This is a genomic window from Pusillimonas sp., from assembly GCF_029263785.1.
Lineage (GTDB): Bacteria > Pseudomonadota > Gammaproteobacteria > Burkholderiales > Burkholderiaceae_B > Pusillimonas.
In genome coordinates, this window is sequence record NZ_JAJUFE010000011.1 from 46,004 (window position 1) to 63,685 (window position 17,682).

Consider the following 17,682-nt stretch of genomic DNA (forward strand, 5'->3'; position numbering starts at 1 on the left):
TCTTAGATGCGACGACGCTTGGGTGGACGGCAGCCGTTGTGCGGGATGGGCGTGATATCCGAGATGCTGGAAATCTTGATGCCCAGCGCGTTAAGCGCACGCACCGACGACTCGCGGCCGGGGCCGGGGCCCTTGATTCGCACTTCGAGTGTCTTGATGCCGTATTCCTGAGCTACGCGGCCGGCCGACTCGGCGGCTACCTGAGCAGCAAACGGAGTGGATTTGCGCGAGCCCTTGAAGCCGGCGCCACCCGAAGTCGCCCAGGAAAGCGTGTTGCCCTGACGATCGGTAATGGTAATGATGGTGTTGTTGAATGACGCATGAACGTGCGCGATGCCGTCCGATACGCTCTTCTTGACTTTCTTGCGCACACGCGAGGCGCTGCTGTTGGATGCTTTCGCCATGTTCTAATCCTCGATTATTTCTTCAGGGACGCGGCTGCACGACGCGGACCCTTGCGGGTGCGAGCGTTGGTGCGGGTGCGCTGACCACGAACAGGCAGGCCACGCTTGTGACGCATGCCGCGATAGGTTCCCAGGTCGATCAGGCGCTTGATCGAAAGTTGTACTTCGCGACGCAGATCGCCTTCGACGGTGAACGCATTGACGTTCTCACGAATACGCTCGAGTTCGGCATCGGTCAGGTCTTTTACCTTTTTGGAGTACTCGATACCGGACGCTTCGCAAATTTTGCGTGCGCGCGCACGACCGATGCCAAAAATAGCAGTAAGTCCGATTTCGGCGTGCTTATGCGGCGGAATGTTGATGCCAGCGATACGGGCCATGACTGTTCCTTGTTTAAATCTGGTGCGCTGCGGCCATTAGCCTTGGCGCTGCTTGTGACGCGGGTCGGTGCAGATGACGCGCACCACGCCGTGACGTTTGATGATTTTGCAGTGGCGGCAAATCCGCTTTACCGATGCCATTACCTTCATGGGTTGACTCCTAGTTTCCTTTAATCCGGCCGCTTATTTAGAGCGGAAAACAATCCGGGCGCGAGACAGGTCATAGGGCGTGAGCTCCACTGTGACCTTGTCACCCGGCAATATCCGGATGTAATGCATGCGCATCTTGCCCGAAATATGGCCCAACACCACATGACCATTTTCCAACTTGACGCGAAAAGTTGCGTTTGGCAGGTTCTCGAGAACCTCTCCTTGCATTTGTATGACGTCGTCTTTTGCCATTTTTGCTCTTCTTACCGCATTGGCAATCCCGCACCCTTGAAGTTCGCCTTCTTGAGCAGCGAGTCGTACTGGTGAGACATCATGTAAGCCTGCGCCTGGGCCATGAAATCCATGGCCACGACCACAATGATTAACAACGAAGTACCACCGAAATAGAACGGGACATTCCAGCGCATCTGCATGAACTCGGGCAGCAAGCACACCAGGGTGATGTAGATTGCTCCGGCCAGAGTCAGGCGCATGAGGATCTTGTCGATATAACGCGACGTTTGCTCACCGGGCCGGATGCCTGGAATGAAAGCGCCGCTCTTCTTCAGATTGTCTGCGGTTTCGCGGCTGTTGAACACCAGGGCCGTATAGAAGAAGCAGAAGAAGATGATCAGCGCCGAAAACAGCGTGACATACAAGGGCTGGTGCGGTGCCAGTGCGGCCGCCAGATCACCCAGCCAACGCATGTTGGGATTGCTGGAGAACCAGCTGGTGACCGTTGCAGGCAGCAAAATAATGGACGAAGCAAAGATGGGCGGAATCACACCGGCCATGTTGAGCTTCAGGGGCAAGTGGGAGCTTTGCCCGCCATAGATCTTGTTGCCGACCTGGCGCTTGGCGTAGTTGACCGTAATACGGCGCTGACCACGTTCGACAAACACCACGAAGTACGTAACCGCCACCACCAGAACCAGGATGAACAGTGCCGACAGGATCGACATTGCATCGGTACGGACGAGGTCGAGCATGCCTGTCAATGCACTGGGCAGACCCGCCACAATTCCGGCGAAGATGATGATGGAAATGCCGTTGCCAATACCACGTTCGGTAATTTGCTCGCCCAGCCACATGACGAACATCGTGCCGGTAACCAGCGAGACGATAGTCGTGAAGCGGAAGAGCATGCCCGGATCTATGACCAGGCCCGGCTGCGATTCAAGCGCAACCGAAATACCGACGGCCTGGAACAGGGCCAGAAGCACCGTACCATACCGTGTGTACTGGGTAATCTTGCGACGGCCCGATTCGCCTTCTTTCTTTATGGCTTCGAGCGTGGGCACCACGACAGCCATAAGCTGCATGATAATTGCCGCCGAAATGTACGGCATGATGCCAAGAGCGAACACCGAGAAGCGTTCGAGAGCGCCGCCCGAGAACATGTTGAACAGACCCAGGATACCACCCTGGTTCTGCTGGAACATCTCGGCCAGCGCGTCCGGGTTGATGCCGGGCACGGGTATGTGCGTACCTAAACGGTATACGACCAGGGCGAGCACCAAGAAGACAAGACGGCGCTTGAGATCGCCGTACTTGGCTCCCGCCTTGTTCTGTGCCTGAGCTTTAGCCACCCGCTACCCCTTAAACCAGCGAACCGCCGGCAGCTTCGATAGCCGCACGTGCGCCGGCAGTGGCACCAATACCCTTGAGCACAACCTTGCGGGTGAGTTCGCCGGATTTGATGACCTTGGCATAACGTACGTTCTGGCCGATAACGCCAGCCTGCTTGAGGACCTGGACGTCGATTTCGTCGACGGGCAGGGCTTCAATTTCGGACAGACGAACTTCGGCGCGCAACAATTGGCTGCGGGAAGTAAAGCCGCGCTTGGGCAGGCGACGGTACAAAGGCATTTGACCGCCTTCGAAACCGACCTTGTGGAAACCGCCGGAACGCGACTTCTGACCTTTGTGACCACGGCCGGCGGTCTTGCCCAGACCGGAGCCGATGCCACGGCCGACGCGGCGCTTGGCGTGCTTGCTGCCAGCTGCGGGCTGCAATGTGTTCAGTTGAGTTTCAGACATCCCGATTCCTTTCAGGCTTCCGAGACGGTGACGAGGTAATCCACTTTACGGATCATCCCACGCACCTCGGGCGTATCGACCAACACGCGGCTGCTGTTCAGGCGACGCAGCCCCAGACCACGAACGGTGTCGCGATGGGATTGCTTGGTGCCGATGACAGAGCGCACGAGCGTGACTTTGATTTGCTTCTGTGTCGTCATGACTTACCCCAGAATTTCTTCGACCGACTTGCCACGCTTGGCAGCGATATCGGCCGGCGTCGAGCATGCCCGCAAGCCGTTAAGCGTGGCGCGGACCATGTTGTACGGGTTGCTGGAACCGAGGCTCTTGGCCACGACGTTGCGAACGCCCATGACTTCGAAGATAGCGCGCATCGGGCCACCAGCGATAACGCCGGTACCTTCGGCCGCCGGCGAAATCAGGACGGTAGCTGCACCGTGCTTGCCAACAACGCTGTGATGCAGTGTACCGTTCTTGAGAGGCACCTTGTACAGACCACGACGGGCCTGTTCCATGGCTTTCTGAACGGCAACGGGTACTTCGCGTGCTTTGCCCTTACCCATGCCGATGCGGCCATCACCGTCACCGACCACGGTCAGCGCAGCGAAGCTCATGGTGCGACCACCCTTGACCACTTTGCTGACGCGGTTGACCGCAATCATTTTTTCGCGCATGCCGTCGTCGTTTTCTTTCTCGACGTGCTTACCTTGTGCTTTAGCCATTTGATAATCCTTCTTAGAACTTCAGGCCGGCTTCGCGCGCGGCTTCGGCCAGCGCCTTGACGCGGCCATGGTAACGGAAGCCCGAACGGTCGAAGGCGACCTGTTCGATACCGGCAGCCTTGGCTTTCTCGGCCACGCGCTTGCCTACCAGACCAGCGGCGGCAACGTTGGCGCCGTGAGTGTTCTGGCTCGCGAGTTCTTTGCGAACCTCGGGCTCGAGCGTGGAAGCGCTGACGAGCACACGATCGCCTTCCGGCGAGATGATGTTCGCGTAAATGTGCTGATTCGAGCGGAATACCGACAGGCGATGTACGCGCAGTTCGGTGATTTTCCGACGGGTCGATATCGCACGACGCAAACGGGAGATTTTCTTGTCCATGATTCGTCCTTGCCTGCGCGCTTATTTCTTCTTGGTTTCTTTCATGATGACACGCTCGTCGGCATAACGCACGCCCTTGCCCTTATAAGGCTCGGGACGGCGATAGGCGCGGATTTCAGCCGCGACCTGACCAACTACCTGCTTGTCGGCGCCCTTGACCACGATTTCGGTGGGAGTGGGGCACTCGATTTTGATGCCTTCCGGCATTTCGTGCAGGATGTCATGCGAGAAACCAAGTTGCAGTTTCAGCGCGTTGCCTTGTACCTGGGCGCGGAAGCCCACACCAACCAGGTTCAATTTACGCTCAAAGCCCTTGCTGACGCCGGTAACCATATTGTTGACCAGGGCGCGCAACGTACCCGACATGGCATGTGCATGGCGGGAATCGTTTGCTACGGAAAACGACAACTGGTCGTTCTCGAGCTTGATGTTGACGTCGCCGGTGAGCGACTGTGTCAGCGTGCCCAGAGGACCCTTGACGACGATCTGGTCGGCTTCGATCTTGGTTTCCACCCCTTTGGGCAGTTCGACCGGGTATTTTGCTATACGTGACATGTGGATCTCCTTATGCAACGTAGCACAACACTTCGCCGCCAACGCCGGTGGCGCGGGCCTTGCGATCGGTCATCACGCCACGAGGCGTGGAAACAATTGCCACACCCAGGCCGTTCATGACCTGTGGAATGGCGGAACGACCCTTGTAAATACGCAGACCGGGGCGCGAAACACGTTCGATGCGCTCGATGACCGGACGGCCGGCGTAGTACTTGAGGGTGATTTCGAGGACAGGCTTGGCCTTGTCGCCGACGATTTGATAGCTTTCGATATAGCCTTCGTCCTTAAGCACGGTAGCAATAGCTACCTTCAGCTTGGAGGAGGGCATGCTGACCGACGTTTTGTTGACTTGCTGCGCGTTACGCACGCGGGTCAACATGTCGGCGATGGGATCGCTCATGCTCATGTGTATTTCTCCTACCAGCTAGCTTTGGTCATGCCCGGGACTTCGCCACGCAGCGCCATTTCGCGCAGCTTGTGACGGGTCAATCCGAACTTGCTGTAAACGCCGCGCGGACGACCGGTTACCGCACAACGGTTGCGCTGGCGGGTCGGGTTGGCGTTGCGAGGCAGTTGCTGCAATTGCAGACGAGCCTGGTAACGCTCTTCGTCGGACTTGGACTGATCGTTGATGATTGCTTTCAATGCGGCACGCTTGGGAGCGTATTTGGCTGCCAATTTTGCACGCTTGATATCGCGATTGATGAGGGAAAGTTTAGCCACGTCATCGCCCCTTAGTTGCGAAACGGGAAGCTGAACGCTGACAACAGCGCCTTGGCTTCTTCGTCGGTCTTGGCGGTGGTGGTGATGCTGATGTTCATACCACGAACCGCGTCGATCTTGTCGTATTCGATTTCAGGGAAAATGATTTGCTCTTTAACCCCGATGTTGTAGTTACCGCGTCCATCGAATGCACGACCCGACACACCACGGAAGTCGCGGACGCGCGGCAGCGCGACAGCGATCAGGCGATCGAGGAATTCGTACATGCGGCGGCCACGCAGGGTGACCATGCAGCCGATGGGGTAGTCTTCGCGGATCTTGAAACCAGCGATCGACTTGCGGGTTTTGGTGATCACAGGCTTTTGGCCGGCGATCTTGGTCATGTCAGCGACAGCGTGCTCGATGACTTTTTTGTCGGCCACAGCCTCGGACACACCCATGTTGAGGGTGATCTTGCTGATGCGCGGCACTTCCATCACGCTTTTGTAGCCGAACTGAGACTGCAGGTCGGCGATGACCTTATTACGGTAAAACTCTTGTAAACGAGCCATGTTGTTCGCCCCTTATGCCTTAGCGCCAACGACTGCGCCGCTGGAACGAAATACACGAACCTTGCGACCGTCGACTTCTTTGATACCCACGCGATCGGCCTTGCCGGTTTCGGGGTTGAAGAGGGCCACGTTCGAAATGTGGATAGGCATGGTTTTGTCGATGATGCCGCCCTGTGTGCCGGCCATCGGATTCGCCTTGACGTGCTTCTTGACAACGTTGACGCCTTCGACCAGAACGTAGTCGGTGCCAACACGGCGCAGCACTGTGCCACGGCGGGCTTTATCGCGACCGGTCAATACGATGACCTCGTCACCTTTGCGAATTTTTTGCATGATGGCTCCTTACAGCACTTCTGGAGCCAGGGACACGATCTTCATGAACTTTTCCGTGCGCAGCTCGCGCGTAACGGGTCCGAAGATGCGGGTGCCGATGGGTTCCAGTTTAGCGTTGAGCAAAACGGCGGCGTTACCACCAAACTTAATCAACGAGCCGTCTTTACGGCGCACGCCCTTAGCGGTACGAACCACTACTGCGTTGTAAATTTCGCCTTTCTTGACGCGTCCGCGCGGAGCCGCATCCTTGACGCTAACTTTGATCACGTCGCCGATCGCGGCATAACGGCGCTTCGAGCCGCCCAGCACCTTGATGCACATTACAGAACGCGCACCTGTGTTGTCGGCCACGTCCAGCGTGGTCTGCATTTGTATCATGATTTTTCCTGTTCCAACTTAGCCAGGCTGATACCGAAGCATTTCGCCCGGCAATGCCGCCCAACCAGTTTTGGTCCCGTCAGATTTAAGGCTGGCCGCTTAAAAGCTGTTGTTTTAAGCCCTGCCAACCCAAAACCCTGGGTTGAAATCTGCCTATGGATACCCTGCGCCAAGGGGTGTTGCTTGGGGTTGACGCAAAGTAAGCTAAGTATATTAGCGTATCCAGACGGCAATAGCAAGGCCCCCTTCAACTATTTTATGCAACTAGCGCGATGCCACCCAAAATTGGCACTCACGCAACAGTTTCTGCGCTTCATCGGTGGCGGGGGCGTCGGAGTAAGCGTTCATGCCCAACTGCGCGGCTGTTGCCGCCACGGCACGTAACAACTCGATCTTGCCCGCTTCGGCAGGATAAATGTCCAGCAGCGGGCCTGTCAGGCGCAGGTAATCGGCCTGGACCTGGTGCAAGCGGCCCAACGCTGCCGGCTCGGCATCGAGTCGGCGTATGCCGACCTTGGCGGATATTTTGCGTGCAGCCGCGCAAAACTGGGCTGCTTGCTCGGGGTTGGCCACCAAGCCATAGGCATCAATCTCGAAGACAAGATGCGTGGCCAGTTGGGGTGATTCCGCCAGCTCCTTGAATTTTTGTTCCAGACTGGGCCAGAACTCGGTTTGGCCAAGCGATGCCAGTGACACCCGCAAGACAAGATCCCGACTGTTCGCCCTGATCCAGTCTACTGCCAGTTCGATGGCTCGCAGATCAAAGTCGGCCGACATGCCCAGCCGCACCGCCACCGGCATGAATATCGTTCCCGCCAGCCATTCACTACCATCCCGCAACTGCAGGAAAGCATCGGACCTGTGCAGCAAAGCTCCATCGGGAGCCTGATACGAGACATCGTTGACGTGCAGATGCAGATCATCGTGTTCAAGTGCCTGCCCCAGAAGTTCGCGCCATGCTCCCTCACCCGGCCCGGCGTGTGCCAACAGACCATCTTGCTTGGGAACATACTCGACCTGGGCATGCCCCGCGCTTTCTGCCCGCATCAATCCGTAATCCAGCAGCCCCATGACCGTGGAAACCGAATCACCCTCTGTATAGTCGGTAAGCGAAAACGCCCAGCGTGGCTGGCCTTCGGCCAAGCCCAGCCTCATATCCCTGAGGCGCCCGGCCAGTTCCTGGGTCAGGCCGATATCCTTCGGGCTGTTGCCGTTTGGCATCAATACTGCGAAGTCTGATCCGTTCAGCCTTGCCACCTGAATTTCGGGGTCTGTCTCTTGCGCCCAGCTCAGAGCCGTATGCGCTACACCGCGTAACCAATCATCCACCTCGCGCCGGGTGTTGGCAGCGTTCACGGCGCCGAGGTCGCGAATCCGCATCATCAGCACGTGCCCCGAGCCATATTCCTGCTTCAGGGATCGCCCAAGCTGATTCAGAAAATATTTTCGATTGCCAAGGCCTGTGACCGGATCCTGGTTCAGCTCAAGAGTCAGTGACTCGATCTGGGCATCCATTTCGTCTACATTCGCGCGAACTCGCTGGCGCACCTGTGCGATTTCCCCGACCAGCGCATTGAGCTCGCGCAGCCCCTTGGACATTGGGGGTGCCTCGCCGTCCTGTGCGATGGCGCGGACCTGATTGGCGACCTGCTCGTTCAATACCCGACGAAGCCACCGCACGGACAGGATCGCTACCAAAGCCCACAGCAGCCCCGCTGCAAGAACCAGGGTCACCTGCCCCAACGCGTTACGCCACAGGGATTCATAGGCATAACTGTTATTCCCGACAATTCCCAGCGTCCCGACCTGCTTCCAGCCATCCGAGACCACACGGGTCGCCATGACGGGCTCCAATGGCAACAAGGACCGAAACCACTGAGGAGCAGAGCCGGCATCCGCGGAAGGCGAGCGTCGCCGTTCAAACAGGACGTTGCCTTCGGTGTCGGTAAGAGTCACAGCCCTGAAACTGCCCGTGTCATAGAGCCCCATCAGCAATAGTTCGCGGACAATGGGATCCTGATTCGATGGCTGAGACAAGGTAATGGCCAGTGCCGTAGCGGCATTTTCGCTGGCGGTCCGCACCTGCGCATCGAGGTAACTTCGAGCCGAGCTGATGCTGAATGCAAGCGTTCCAGCCACGATTACCATGACGGCCACCGTCACGCTGAGCAAAAGCTGTTTAAGCAAAGACATGAGTGAGTTCCATCTAAGGTTGTGTCCCCGAACTGTTTAATTCAATGCCTTCGGTGCGCATTCTGGTCAGCAGGTCCTGCCAACGGCTGATGCTTTCTACCGAGCGCTGCTGGCCGGCCACGTAAATCCCCTGAGCATTGAAGCTGAAAACCGGTGTGAGATCCTTGCGCTGACTCGCCGGGAGAATAGACGAAGTCAGACTGTCCAGGACAAGCGGTGTTGACGAGGGGGTTTCGTAATAGCCAAGCACCATATGGGCTATCGACTGCCCTCCCACTTTGGCCCTGACATAAATCAGGCGAAGCTTTTCCGGAGAGACTCCTAGCTGAAGCAACGTGAAGTACTTGCCAATCACGTAATCTTCGCAGTCGCCCGCCCTCTTGCCCAGCGACTCGAGTGGAGTCGCCCAGTAATCCGTCTGCCGCCATACATTAATGTCTTCCACCGAACGAACTGAGGAATTCCAGAATCGGTTGACCGCGCGCAGCTGTTCTGATGTGGCCAGGGGCCGCGTCGCCTCGATCATTCGCAACCACGAAGTGACGGCCTTGACGCCATTTTCGCCGTACTGCGCCCTGGCAACCTGAAGAAGACGGTCCTCGTTCAGCTGCACCGCGATGGCCGGCAAGCCTGCTGCCCATACCAACAGCGTGCCGGCCACGAGCAACGCCAGGCGGATACAGGCACGGCTGATAAACAGGTTCAAGGGCATTGCGGTGTTGTAAACAAACCCCACGGAAAACACAACAAGATCATGAGCATTTCCCGGTAGTCCGTACCGTGTTCCAGATCGCCGCGTCATGGCGATGGTCTCGCTGTGCCTTCTCTGGCCAACGATGACGTATCAACCCTTGTTCACGAGTGACCTGGTCTCCGAGGGTCTCAAGGCTTTCCAATACCTGCCGAATATATCCATGGCCCGGAACCTGTAGATCGAGTAAAACGGGACGCCCATCCCGATAACGATAGGCCCGCAGATGGTCAGGCACATCTATTACTGAGGGTTGTCGGTCACATAGCCTGATCAGGCCATACCATACGGAAACCGCGGAATACGAGCGAGTCCATAGTGCCTGGAGGTCGGAATCTTCTTCTGGAGGAGCCTGCGGTGCAACCACAGACTTACCCAATATTGTCTCTGACCATCGAGCCGAGCCTTCATAAAACCATGGTCGCTTGAACGGCGTGTAGCCATTTTGCACTTGATGGAAATATTCGTGAGCCGGAGTCAGATTGCCGCTGCGATACCTGGACGTTACTTCGATAATCAGCACGCATTCGCCCGTAGGCAGCCTTCGCACTTCATCAAACGCCCGGCCATTCAGGCGCTGCAGGTTTCGAAATCGAAGCAAGACATGACTGGCACCCTGTTCTCGATAGCGCGGGCTGTCCAGCGGAAGCCTAAAGCCAAGCAACGACAGCATTTCACGCAGCGCAACCAGCTGCGTTACCGCATCGGCAACGACATCCGGCACACCGTCATTCGCAGAGGCAGTGTCGGCCTCCAACACATGCTTTCCTTCGTTCGCGTACTGAACAATGAACTCATCCTTCCGATGCTCTGCCCATTTACCCTCGAGAACATTTATGGGTCGACCGCAAGAACCTGCCAGGCTCTCGAAGCTGCACAGAGACAGAATCAGCACCAGGAGCACGGACACCAGGTTCACGACGACCGGCCGACTTTTTCCCGCCTTGAATTTTGTGTCGTCACGCGGTAAACAGTTCATTGCCCAAGCATCCAGGATTCTGCCCTGAAATGCCGCAGAAGCTTTTCCACGACCTGATGCAGCCCCACACCGTGGGAGCTTTTTATCATCACCATGTCTCCGGCCCGTAGATTGCCCAATGCCCACTCGGTGACCAAGTCGGCAGACGCAAATGTCTCAATCGGCAGGTCCGTCATTGTTCTCAACACGGGCGCAAGCTTCGCCATCAATGGTCCGCAGAGTACCAGCGTACCCAATGGTTGCTGTATTAGCAGATCGGCCAGTTCAGTGTGATACTTGTCTTGCCCAGAGCCTAGCTCCAACATGTCGCCCAAGATAAAAACCAGACGCCGGAACCGGCCCTTCTTGAATTGTGTATGGGCATTGTCAAAAGCGGCGCGCATTGACAAGGGGTTGGCGTTATAGCTTTCATCAATTAACGAAATCACCCCTCCCGGGCAAGGCAGCTGGTGGACTGTGCCGCGCCCCTTTACCGGGCGGAAAGTAGCAAAGCTGCCTATGGCAGACTTGATATCCAGGTCAAGGGCCGTTACCGCTGCGATACTCGCCATCGCATTCTGAACCATGTGCAACCCTCCGGCAGATATGAGAAAAGACAGATCGCCGACAGGCGTACTTACCGTAGCCGTACTTTTTTCTTCATCCCATTCCGACAGGCGAATGGACGCCTCAGGGTGTCGGCCGTATGTAATCAATCGCACGCGTTGTTCTTGCGCCGCCTGAACAAGCACATCAGCATGATCACTGTCCAAACAAACAATGGCTACCCCATTATCGGGCAGCGCCCTGAAAATTCGAGCTTTTCTTCTGGCTACACGTAATGGCGAGCCGTTTGCTTCCAAGTGTCCCGGTCCTGCATTGGTAATTATGGCGATATCGGGTCGCAGCAATCGAGCACTCGCATCAATAGTGCCCTGAGCCGTTTCCACAATATAAAAATCGGCGTCCCAAGGAACTGATCGCAATACCCTTGCGATTCCTCCAGATAGATTTCCGTAGCCCTCGCGCAGTTGAACGTTGTACTTCAGAGAACGCAAAGTGCTGGCCAGCATTCTTGCCGTAGTCGTTTTTCCTGCGCTTCCTGTGATCGCGATTACCGACCCTTGAAATTGCGAGCGGGCAAAAAATGCAAAGTCCCGCAGGGCGGCCCGCGTATCCTCGACCTGGTAAATGGCTGCTTCGCTTGAAAGAATATCTTCAGGAAGCTCTTCGAGCTTTGACGAAGTAACAATTACGGACGGGACGGAGGACAATGAAGTAAACGTATCGGCGCTGATTGCGTGGTTGTTGGTGCTATTGGACAGGACAACGGCACAACCAGGACGATATTGATTACGCCTGGTGATAACGCCAGTTGCAACCATTGATACGTCTGGCCGCCGGAGCCACATTCCACTTGTTGCCAACTCGAAACTTCGTGCTGTCCAAAGCAAAACCGGGTCGTCGCCCGGAAAAAATGTCAGGTGCCAGGGTTCGGAAACATATTCCCAACAAAATCCAAATCGGAGCGCATTGGCCAATAGCCAATCTTTCTCTTTACCCGTGCGGGTCAGGTGAACATCGATTGAAAGACCCCATCCGTGATTTGATCTTCCTGGAACCGCAGCCAAGGCAACACCAGGCTTGAGTTTCCAATAGGAACCGCCCCAGAGAATCGCATCTTTATCAACAGCAGAACAGGGCTGGTATCGCGAGCGAAAAAAATTTTCCTGAACCTCCAGATTACGGTATGTTCCCCCAGTACTGGTCGGAGTCAGTATCACACCATCAGCAAGTGCCGCTTTACGCATCGCGTTCCACTGTCTGGCAACTGGTGCCAGCAACGTCCCACCCCGGACCGGTACCAGAAGCGAGTCGTCCAATTGACCGTTCTTCTGGCTTTTCAGGCGCTTGGGCAACCTGATTTCGCGAAACACGAGACCAGTCGCCGCCTTGCCTGTCGTAAGCCTGACACACGTTTCGTTGCTGGTGTGCGTCTTCTGCGAGTCGCCATCAGGGCCAAGAAGACTCTTACTGTTCAGAAAACTGCCAGCCGGGAAGCTGCGGGATTTCAATAGCAGCGTCTGATGAAACTCTACCTTGGCATCCGTTGCAGCGTCCAGGCAACCCTTCATACCGGGGTAGCTGTTGACCTCGAATAAATAAATCTCGCCTTTGGCAACTCCAAAATCACAACCCAAAGCATCTATCAAAAACGGATACTGTTCTTGCAGTACTTCTGCAATAGCCAGTGCTGCATCTTCCAGTTGAGCCGATATTTCACGAGCCTGTTGTGAGGGATACAGTGTGTCCAAGAAGGATGCCGCATCTAAGGCCACCCCCCCTGTTGCAAGGTTGGACGTCACTCCATTTGCGCCCTGTCTGGCATAAGCACGAGCGACTCGCCACCTTCCCTGGTCTGACCGAAACAGCGCGACGCGGATGTCGAAAGCATTACCCGATGAGTCGACCGAGGGTACATAGCGCTGTACGAGCCACAACGATGCTTTGCGAGCGCCCAGAAACTCATCAAACTCCGGTGCGCGCAGTACCTCGCGAGTTCCTCCACCAACAACCTCTACGTTCCCCTCTTTAGTGCCACGTAGCAGGAACACATTTCGGCCGCGATTGGAACGGACCGGCTTGATTACTGCTACACCATATTCGTCCAGAAAGCGCTGGACACTTGCGGGACCGAGTTCGGCAGACTCAATGACAAACGGCGCGCTGCGCTTATCATTGGCCAAAATCGGCAAGGTAACGTTCTTTCCGCCCAGTTTATGGCATGTCAGGTATGCAAAGCCGCTTAACCTTTCGAACCACGCGCGTTCTTTTGCATTACGCGGCGGAGCATTATCAATGACACTTGGCAGAGGATATATGCCCTGCACCCATGTTCCTCGTTCATACCGGTAACCCGCCAACCCATCGGGCTCGACATGCTGATTTCGATAAGAAAGGTAAATAACCGACAGGCCCTTCGATTCCCCCTTGGCGGCGTATGCTTCAACCTCACGGAATCCTTTTGGGCTGACTGGGTACATCAGCAGACCCACAGAGGCGCGCTGCGTATCCACAGGCATCGAGCCACCACTTGCCGGCAAGGGAAATGCAACGGAACTGCCCACATCAGACGCCGGATGTGAACCCTGATTGTGCTCCCGCTGCAACAGCTTCCAATACGCCACATACCCCGAAAGATAGTGCTCGACATCATCGATACGAACGCGGAACGTATGATGACGGATAAAAAAACTGCCCACTATTGATGACGGTTTCGCAAAGTACATGGCCATTTCGGGCCAGAAAAAACCGTTCAATAAGTAGTGCGCGCGATAGTGAAGAGCCCGGTGGAACTTGCCGGTATCCAGGCCTTCCAGCACATGCCGCATTTCGGGATGCCGGGTTTCGATCCGGCGAAGCATGGCTTCAAAAGCCATGGAGAGCTCGAGCAGGGTGGGGTAAGTGGTTTCCCGCGTAAGAATGAAATCCAGATACCCCGCCACGTTCTGCACCCCAAAGCGAAAATACTTTTCGTCAGGTTTGTGCAGGGTAAGCTCGTTGGCACAGTATGAAAGCCAATGATCGTGGTGCTTCCAGTGCTCGGCAGCGATGAAGTAATCAAAAGCCCGCTCAACAATTTCAAGCCAACGGGGGTCTTTGGTCAACCCGTACAGGCGCATCAGGCCGAATGCCGCTTCGCCATCGTAATAAACAATGCGAAACGCGTTTTTCAGCGACAGATCCTCAGCATTCAGGACATGAACGAAGCTGCCCGTTTCCGCACTTTGCATGCGTGCAATGCCCAGCGCAAGGGCTTCCATCAATTTCCTATGCCGGGTGTCGCCAGTCAGCTCATCGTATTTCACCAGGGCCAGCAGGCTGACCGCGTTTGCACCAAGTTTGATCTCACCGTTAACGTCGACGTTATAGGCTAAAGTCGATCCGTCTTCCTGCGGGTAATGGCGAACAATCGTGTCCGTAAGGTAGGCCAATGCTTTGCGTATGGCCTCCATTAACGCTTCGCTTCGTGTGAGCTCCCACGCTTCCAGCATGGAATACAGCGAGCTGGCGTGTCGCAATGTGTTGTAGGCTGAAATATGACGCCCAAAACACGGGAAATGGCCGTAGATAAATTGCCCGCTTTTCTTTACCTGCCGCGATAAATAATTAGCGCTGCTTTCAATCAGCGCGTACACCTGGTTCTGGTCCAGCCGCTCTATTTGCCTGCGACCGGCATTGAGTGAACTGGCATCGCGCCAGCGCAACACCGTCTTGGACGGCGCGGGCAGCAATACAGGCTCCTTCGCCAGAGGCAAGGAAGTCAGCGCCTTGTCATCGGCCAGAAACACACCTTCATGTGAAAAAATGTAAACAGGCCGGTCGGCAGCGAAGTCCAGTGGCACATCTTTGCCGAAGCACTGCTGGGCGTAAACCGTGAAGTTTTTTTTGTTTATCCCTGCTGCTGCCGTGCCGGAACCCACGTACAGCATGGCGTTGGCATTCAACTCCTGCTCTAAAAACGCATGCGTGAGCTCGGCATCCAACGCCAGACCCAGCCTGAAGTAATTGCGCTTTGTCAGCGCCAGGCGGGAAGAGAGCTCACCCCAGGTAGTGGCCTGTACTTCGAGGACCCGGTCTACCCGCAGCCAGCTCACCCTCAAACTGTGCTTGCTCGCTTCACGTTGACAGCAGGTTGCACCCGCTTGCCACGCCTGCTCGAAGGAGTCGCCCACACCACGAACGACCCTGGCGCGCGCATCGCCATCAGTCATTGAAAAGAAAAGCGTGCAAGGGACCGGCCCGGCAACACTGCAACGCACTTCCATTAGTGGACGTACCCGAGCCAAGAGTCCGGAAAGCGACATCAATCAATTCCCTGTTGAATGGCCAGCGGCTTTCTTGGCAGATAGCCGGCCATTTGTTCGCAAGAACAAGCATGTTACGAAAAAGCGGACATGCGCGCCCACGGGCGCAGCAAGGCTCGCCCCACCCAAGCGGGACGAGCCTTGACCCTTAGCCGAGATCACCGCCCTGCAGTTTGGCAGCGTCGATAAGCTGCTGGGCAATGTCGCGCTGGATCGACATGTCGTCGGCAGGCGCGTCGGGGGCGGATGGGGTGCCCGCAGGCGCTGCATCCTCGGAACCGCGCTGAGGTACGACTGTGTCAACGGCGGAAGCCGGGCCACCTTCGGCTGTACTCTCCTCATCGCCAGACGACAACGACTCGTCCTGACCCTCGTCAGCACCTAAAGCTGATTCCAGGGCCCCTGTCAGATCTTCGTCCTCGGCCAAGGCATCCAGAATGTCGCCAAGACCACCATCGTGCTCCGCGAATAGCGAAGTGGACTCTTCGAACTGGAAGGCAGACGGCAACGCAGCATCAGAATCATCTTCAGATTCGTCGGCAGAACCAACGCGCAGCAAGCCATGCTCGTCGTCGGGGACAAGCAGACCCAGCGAATCCCCGTCGTCGTCATCCAAAGCGAACATCATCATCGACATGGGTTCGGACTCAAGCAGATCCGGCGCCGGATCAGGATTGACCAGCTGCACGTCAGCAATCATGAAATCATCCGCGCGGCCGTCATGGCTGCCGTCAACAGTCCATACCAGCGAGAGCTCGCCCTGAGCTGGAACATCACCAGGCAGCTTGATGATGAGCTGCTGGAAATGTTCAAGGGTAAGCGTACTCTTGGAGAGCTCTTTCAGATCGGTATAGCTGTAGTTGTGAGTCCAAGCCTCCAATCGTTCCATATTGACCAACGCACCGTTATGCGCTGTAACCGTTGCATAACGCACTGCCTCATCGACCTGAGCAAGCTGACCATCAGGCGTCGACACCGTCGCGAAGAGGACTCCATCCAGCCGCACTTCAAATGTAACGGAACGACCCGTCTGCTCGTTATGAACATTAGGATTATTCCATGCCACTTTCAGCGCCAGAACCGAACCAGGCTCGATACCATTGACCTGCTGGCTCAAGGACGAAGTCGCGCCGGCCGTGTCGCTCCACACGCCGATATAGTCCTTATCAGCCATCAGATAGCCGTGAGGCAAATGCCCGCCTGCAGACTGCCCACGCAGATCGCCCGTTGCCGTCCAGCCCGCGAAACCAGAGTAGATATTGCTACCTGCATACTGGTCAAAGCCGCCGTTGACCAGAAGATTGTCGCCTTCGGGTACGACCAGTTCAACGGGGATTTCTGGATCGTCTGTCGCTCCACCGCCATCGCTGGCACCGCCAGCAAGATCCAGCGAACCGGACCCGTGGACGGATTCACCAGACTCCTGGGACACCGCTGTCGCCGAAACGACAATCGAGTCCAGAGATATGTCTTCTGGTGCCACCAGCTGAATATCGGCAGTGATACGCCCGCTTTCTACTGTGGTTAGCAAATCACCTGACAAGGTATATGAGCCGTCAGCGTTCGCAGCGAGCTCAACGCCATTTGCACTGTACAAAGTCACGCCGTCGGGCACTCCGGTCAACGTCAGCTCTGCAAGCAAACCTTCCGTTTCCGCATTACTTGCCTGAGCGGTAATCGCAAGATCAAACTGCATCAGGTCGGCAGCACCTTCGGTTACTCGACTGGTCGCCGGCTCGGTAGATCCAAGCACATCCGGCGTTTTGCCGTCACCGAAAATAATGCCGTGAATATTGCTCGTTCCGGGTACCAGGGTCTTTCCATCAAACGAGAGTGTTACCCCACGCAGGCGATTCGCACCCGTGCCCCCGCCTTCACCATTTTCCGAGCCGAAATAACCACTGCTGTCGCCCGGGACGAAGATATAGTCGGGGTGTGTATCACCGTATTTGCCCTGTACATACCCATTGAACTGGTGTCCTCCAAGCATGTGGGTTTCCAGCTTGCCCCAGTTTGTCGTGAACTGAGAGTTCGCATGCAGTACAAAAACATCTGCATATCCAGGATTAGTGCCTCCTGTTGGTAAGGCGCCATTGGCGTAGTAGCGAATCTGGCTACTTGCATCTCCGCCATCTACCGTCGTAGGAACACGGTCCATGGGCTGTCCATCGGCACCCTTGGAGATCCATACGATCACCTCGCTGCCAATCCGGACGATTTCACCATCCACGATATCGAATCCGTAAGGGCTCTCGGCACCTCCATTTATCTTGGTCACACCGATGCCTGACGACACC

20 protein-coding genes are annotated in these 17,682 nt (G+C 56.2%); all 20 read right to left on the reverse strand.

Annotated features, from left to right (window positions below):
• Nucleotides 1–2: 2 nt before the first annotated feature.
• Nucleotides 3–404: a 30S ribosomal protein S11 gene (gene rpsK, locus Q1J88_RS05120; RefSeq protein WP_301116482.1), complete on the reverse strand. Its 402-nt coding sequence runs from the start codon at nucleotides 402–404 to the stop codon at nucleotides 3–5.
• A gap of 14 nt (nucleotides 405–418) precedes the next feature.
• Nucleotides 419–784 carry a 30S ribosomal protein S13 gene (gene rpsM, locus Q1J88_RS05125; protein ID WP_301116484.1) on the reverse strand — a complete coding sequence of 122 codons (366 nt, stop codon included), beginning with the start codon at nucleotides 782–784 and terminating at the stop codon, nucleotides 419–421.
• Nucleotides 785–820: 36 nt separating this feature from the next.
• Nucleotides 821–934, reverse strand: a complete 114-nt coding sequence (gene rpmJ, locus Q1J88_RS05130) for a 50S ribosomal protein L36 (protein ID WP_026349781.1) — start codon at nucleotides 932–934, stop codon at nucleotides 821–823.
• A gap of 33 nt (nucleotides 935–967) precedes the next feature.
• Nucleotides 968–1,186 carry a translation initiation factor IF-1 gene (gene infA, locus Q1J88_RS05135; RefSeq protein WP_009523889.1) on the reverse strand — a complete coding sequence of 73 codons (219 nt, stop codon included), beginning with the start codon at nucleotides 1,184–1,186 and terminating at the stop codon, nucleotides 968–970.
• 11 nt (nucleotides 1,187–1,197) lie between these two features.
• Nucleotides 1,198–2,523: a preprotein translocase subunit SecY gene (gene secY / locus Q1J88_RS05140; RefSeq protein ID WP_301116485.1), complete on the reverse strand. Its 1,326-nt coding sequence runs from the start codon at nucleotides 2,521–2,523 to the stop codon at nucleotides 1,198–1,200.
• 10 nt (nucleotides 2,524–2,533) lie between these two features.
• A complete protein-coding gene (gene rplO, locus Q1J88_RS05145) occupies nucleotides 2,534–2,974 on the reverse strand; it encodes a 50S ribosomal protein L15 (protein ID WP_301116486.1) in 441 nt (146 codons plus the stop codon).
• 11 nt (nucleotides 2,975–2,985) lie between these two features.
• Nucleotides 2,986–3,174 (reverse strand): 50S ribosomal protein L30, encoded by a 189-nt coding sequence (gene rpmD, locus Q1J88_RS05150; protein ID WP_301116487.1) that lies wholly within the window; start codon nucleotides 3,172–3,174, stop codon nucleotides 2,986–2,988.
• A gap of 3 nt (nucleotides 3,175–3,177) precedes the next feature.
• Nucleotides 3,178–3,696 carry a 30S ribosomal protein S5 gene (gene rpsE, locus Q1J88_RS05155; RefSeq protein WP_301116488.1) on the reverse strand — a complete coding sequence of 173 codons (519 nt, stop codon included), beginning with the start codon at nucleotides 3,694–3,696 and terminating at the stop codon, nucleotides 3,178–3,180.
• Nucleotides 3,697–3,709: 13 nt separating this feature from the next.
• Complete coding sequence (gene rplR, locus Q1J88_RS05160) at nucleotides 3,710–4,075, reverse strand: 50S ribosomal protein L18 (RefSeq protein WP_301116489.1); 366 nt, start codon at nucleotides 4,073–4,075, stop codon at nucleotides 3,710–3,712.
• A gap of 21 nt (nucleotides 4,076–4,096) precedes the next feature.
• Nucleotides 4,097–4,630, reverse strand: coding sequence for a 50S ribosomal protein L6 (gene rplF / locus Q1J88_RS05165; RefSeq protein ID WP_301116490.1), 534 nt, complete (start codon nucleotides 4,628–4,630; stop codon nucleotides 4,097–4,099).
• A gap of 10 nt (nucleotides 4,631–4,640) precedes the next feature.
• Complete coding sequence (gene rpsH / locus Q1J88_RS05170; RefSeq protein WP_301116492.1) at nucleotides 4,641–5,036, reverse strand: 30S ribosomal protein S8; 396 nt, start codon at nucleotides 5,034–5,036, stop codon at nucleotides 4,641–4,643.
• Nucleotides 5,037–5,047: 11 nt separating this feature from the next.
• Complete coding sequence (gene rpsN / locus Q1J88_RS05175; protein ID WP_301116493.1) at nucleotides 5,048–5,353, reverse strand: 30S ribosomal protein S14; 306 nt, start codon at nucleotides 5,351–5,353, stop codon at nucleotides 5,048–5,050.
• Between the two features lie 11 nt (nucleotides 5,354–5,364).
• Nucleotides 5,365–5,904, reverse strand: a complete 540-nt coding sequence (rplE, locus tag Q1J88_RS05180) for a 50S ribosomal protein L5 (RefSeq protein WP_301116494.1) — start codon at nucleotides 5,902–5,904, stop codon at nucleotides 5,365–5,367.
• A 12-nt stretch (nucleotides 5,905–5,916) separates the two neighbouring features.
• Nucleotides 5,917–6,237: a 50S ribosomal protein L24 gene (gene rplX / locus Q1J88_RS05185; protein ID WP_301116495.1), complete on the reverse strand. Its 321-nt coding sequence runs from the start codon at nucleotides 6,235–6,237 to the stop codon at nucleotides 5,917–5,919.
• A gap of 9 nt (nucleotides 6,238–6,246) precedes the next feature.
• Nucleotides 6,247–6,615, reverse strand: a complete 369-nt coding sequence (gene rplN, locus Q1J88_RS05190) for a 50S ribosomal protein L14 (protein WP_017524009.1) — start codon at nucleotides 6,613–6,615, stop codon at nucleotides 6,247–6,249.
• Between the two features lie 264 nt (nucleotides 6,616–6,879).
• Entirely contained in the window at nucleotides 6,880–8,808 is a 1,929-nt protein-coding gene (locus tag Q1J88_RS05195) for a LapD/MoxY N-terminal periplasmic domain-containing protein (RefSeq protein ID WP_301116496.1), read from the reverse strand.
• A gap of 13 nt (nucleotides 8,809–8,821) precedes the next feature.
• On the reverse strand, nucleotides 8,822–9,514 hold the full coding sequence (locus Q1J88_RS05200; protein ID WP_301116497.1) for a transglutaminase-like cysteine peptidase: 693 nt from the start codon (nucleotides 9,512–9,514) through the stop codon (nucleotides 8,822–8,824).
• Between the two features lie 46 nt (nucleotides 9,515–9,560).
• Nucleotides 9,561–10,538, reverse strand: coding sequence for a hypothetical protein (locus tag Q1J88_RS05205; RefSeq protein ID WP_301116498.1), 978 nt, complete (start codon nucleotides 10,536–10,538; stop codon nucleotides 9,561–9,563).
• Nucleotides 10,535–15,292: a YheC/YheD family protein gene (locus Q1J88_RS05210; RefSeq protein ID WP_301116499.1), complete on the reverse strand. Its 4,758-nt coding sequence runs from the start codon at nucleotides 15,290–15,292 to the stop codon at nucleotides 10,535–10,537. The genes Q1J88_RS05205 and Q1J88_RS05210 overlap by 4 nt, the downstream gene beginning before the upstream one ends.
• Before the next feature lie 241 nt (nucleotides 15,293–15,533).
• Nucleotides 15,534–17,682 (reverse strand): hypothetical protein (locus Q1J88_RS05215; protein WP_301116500.1); only part of this gene is annotated, 2,149 nt, incomplete at its 5' end.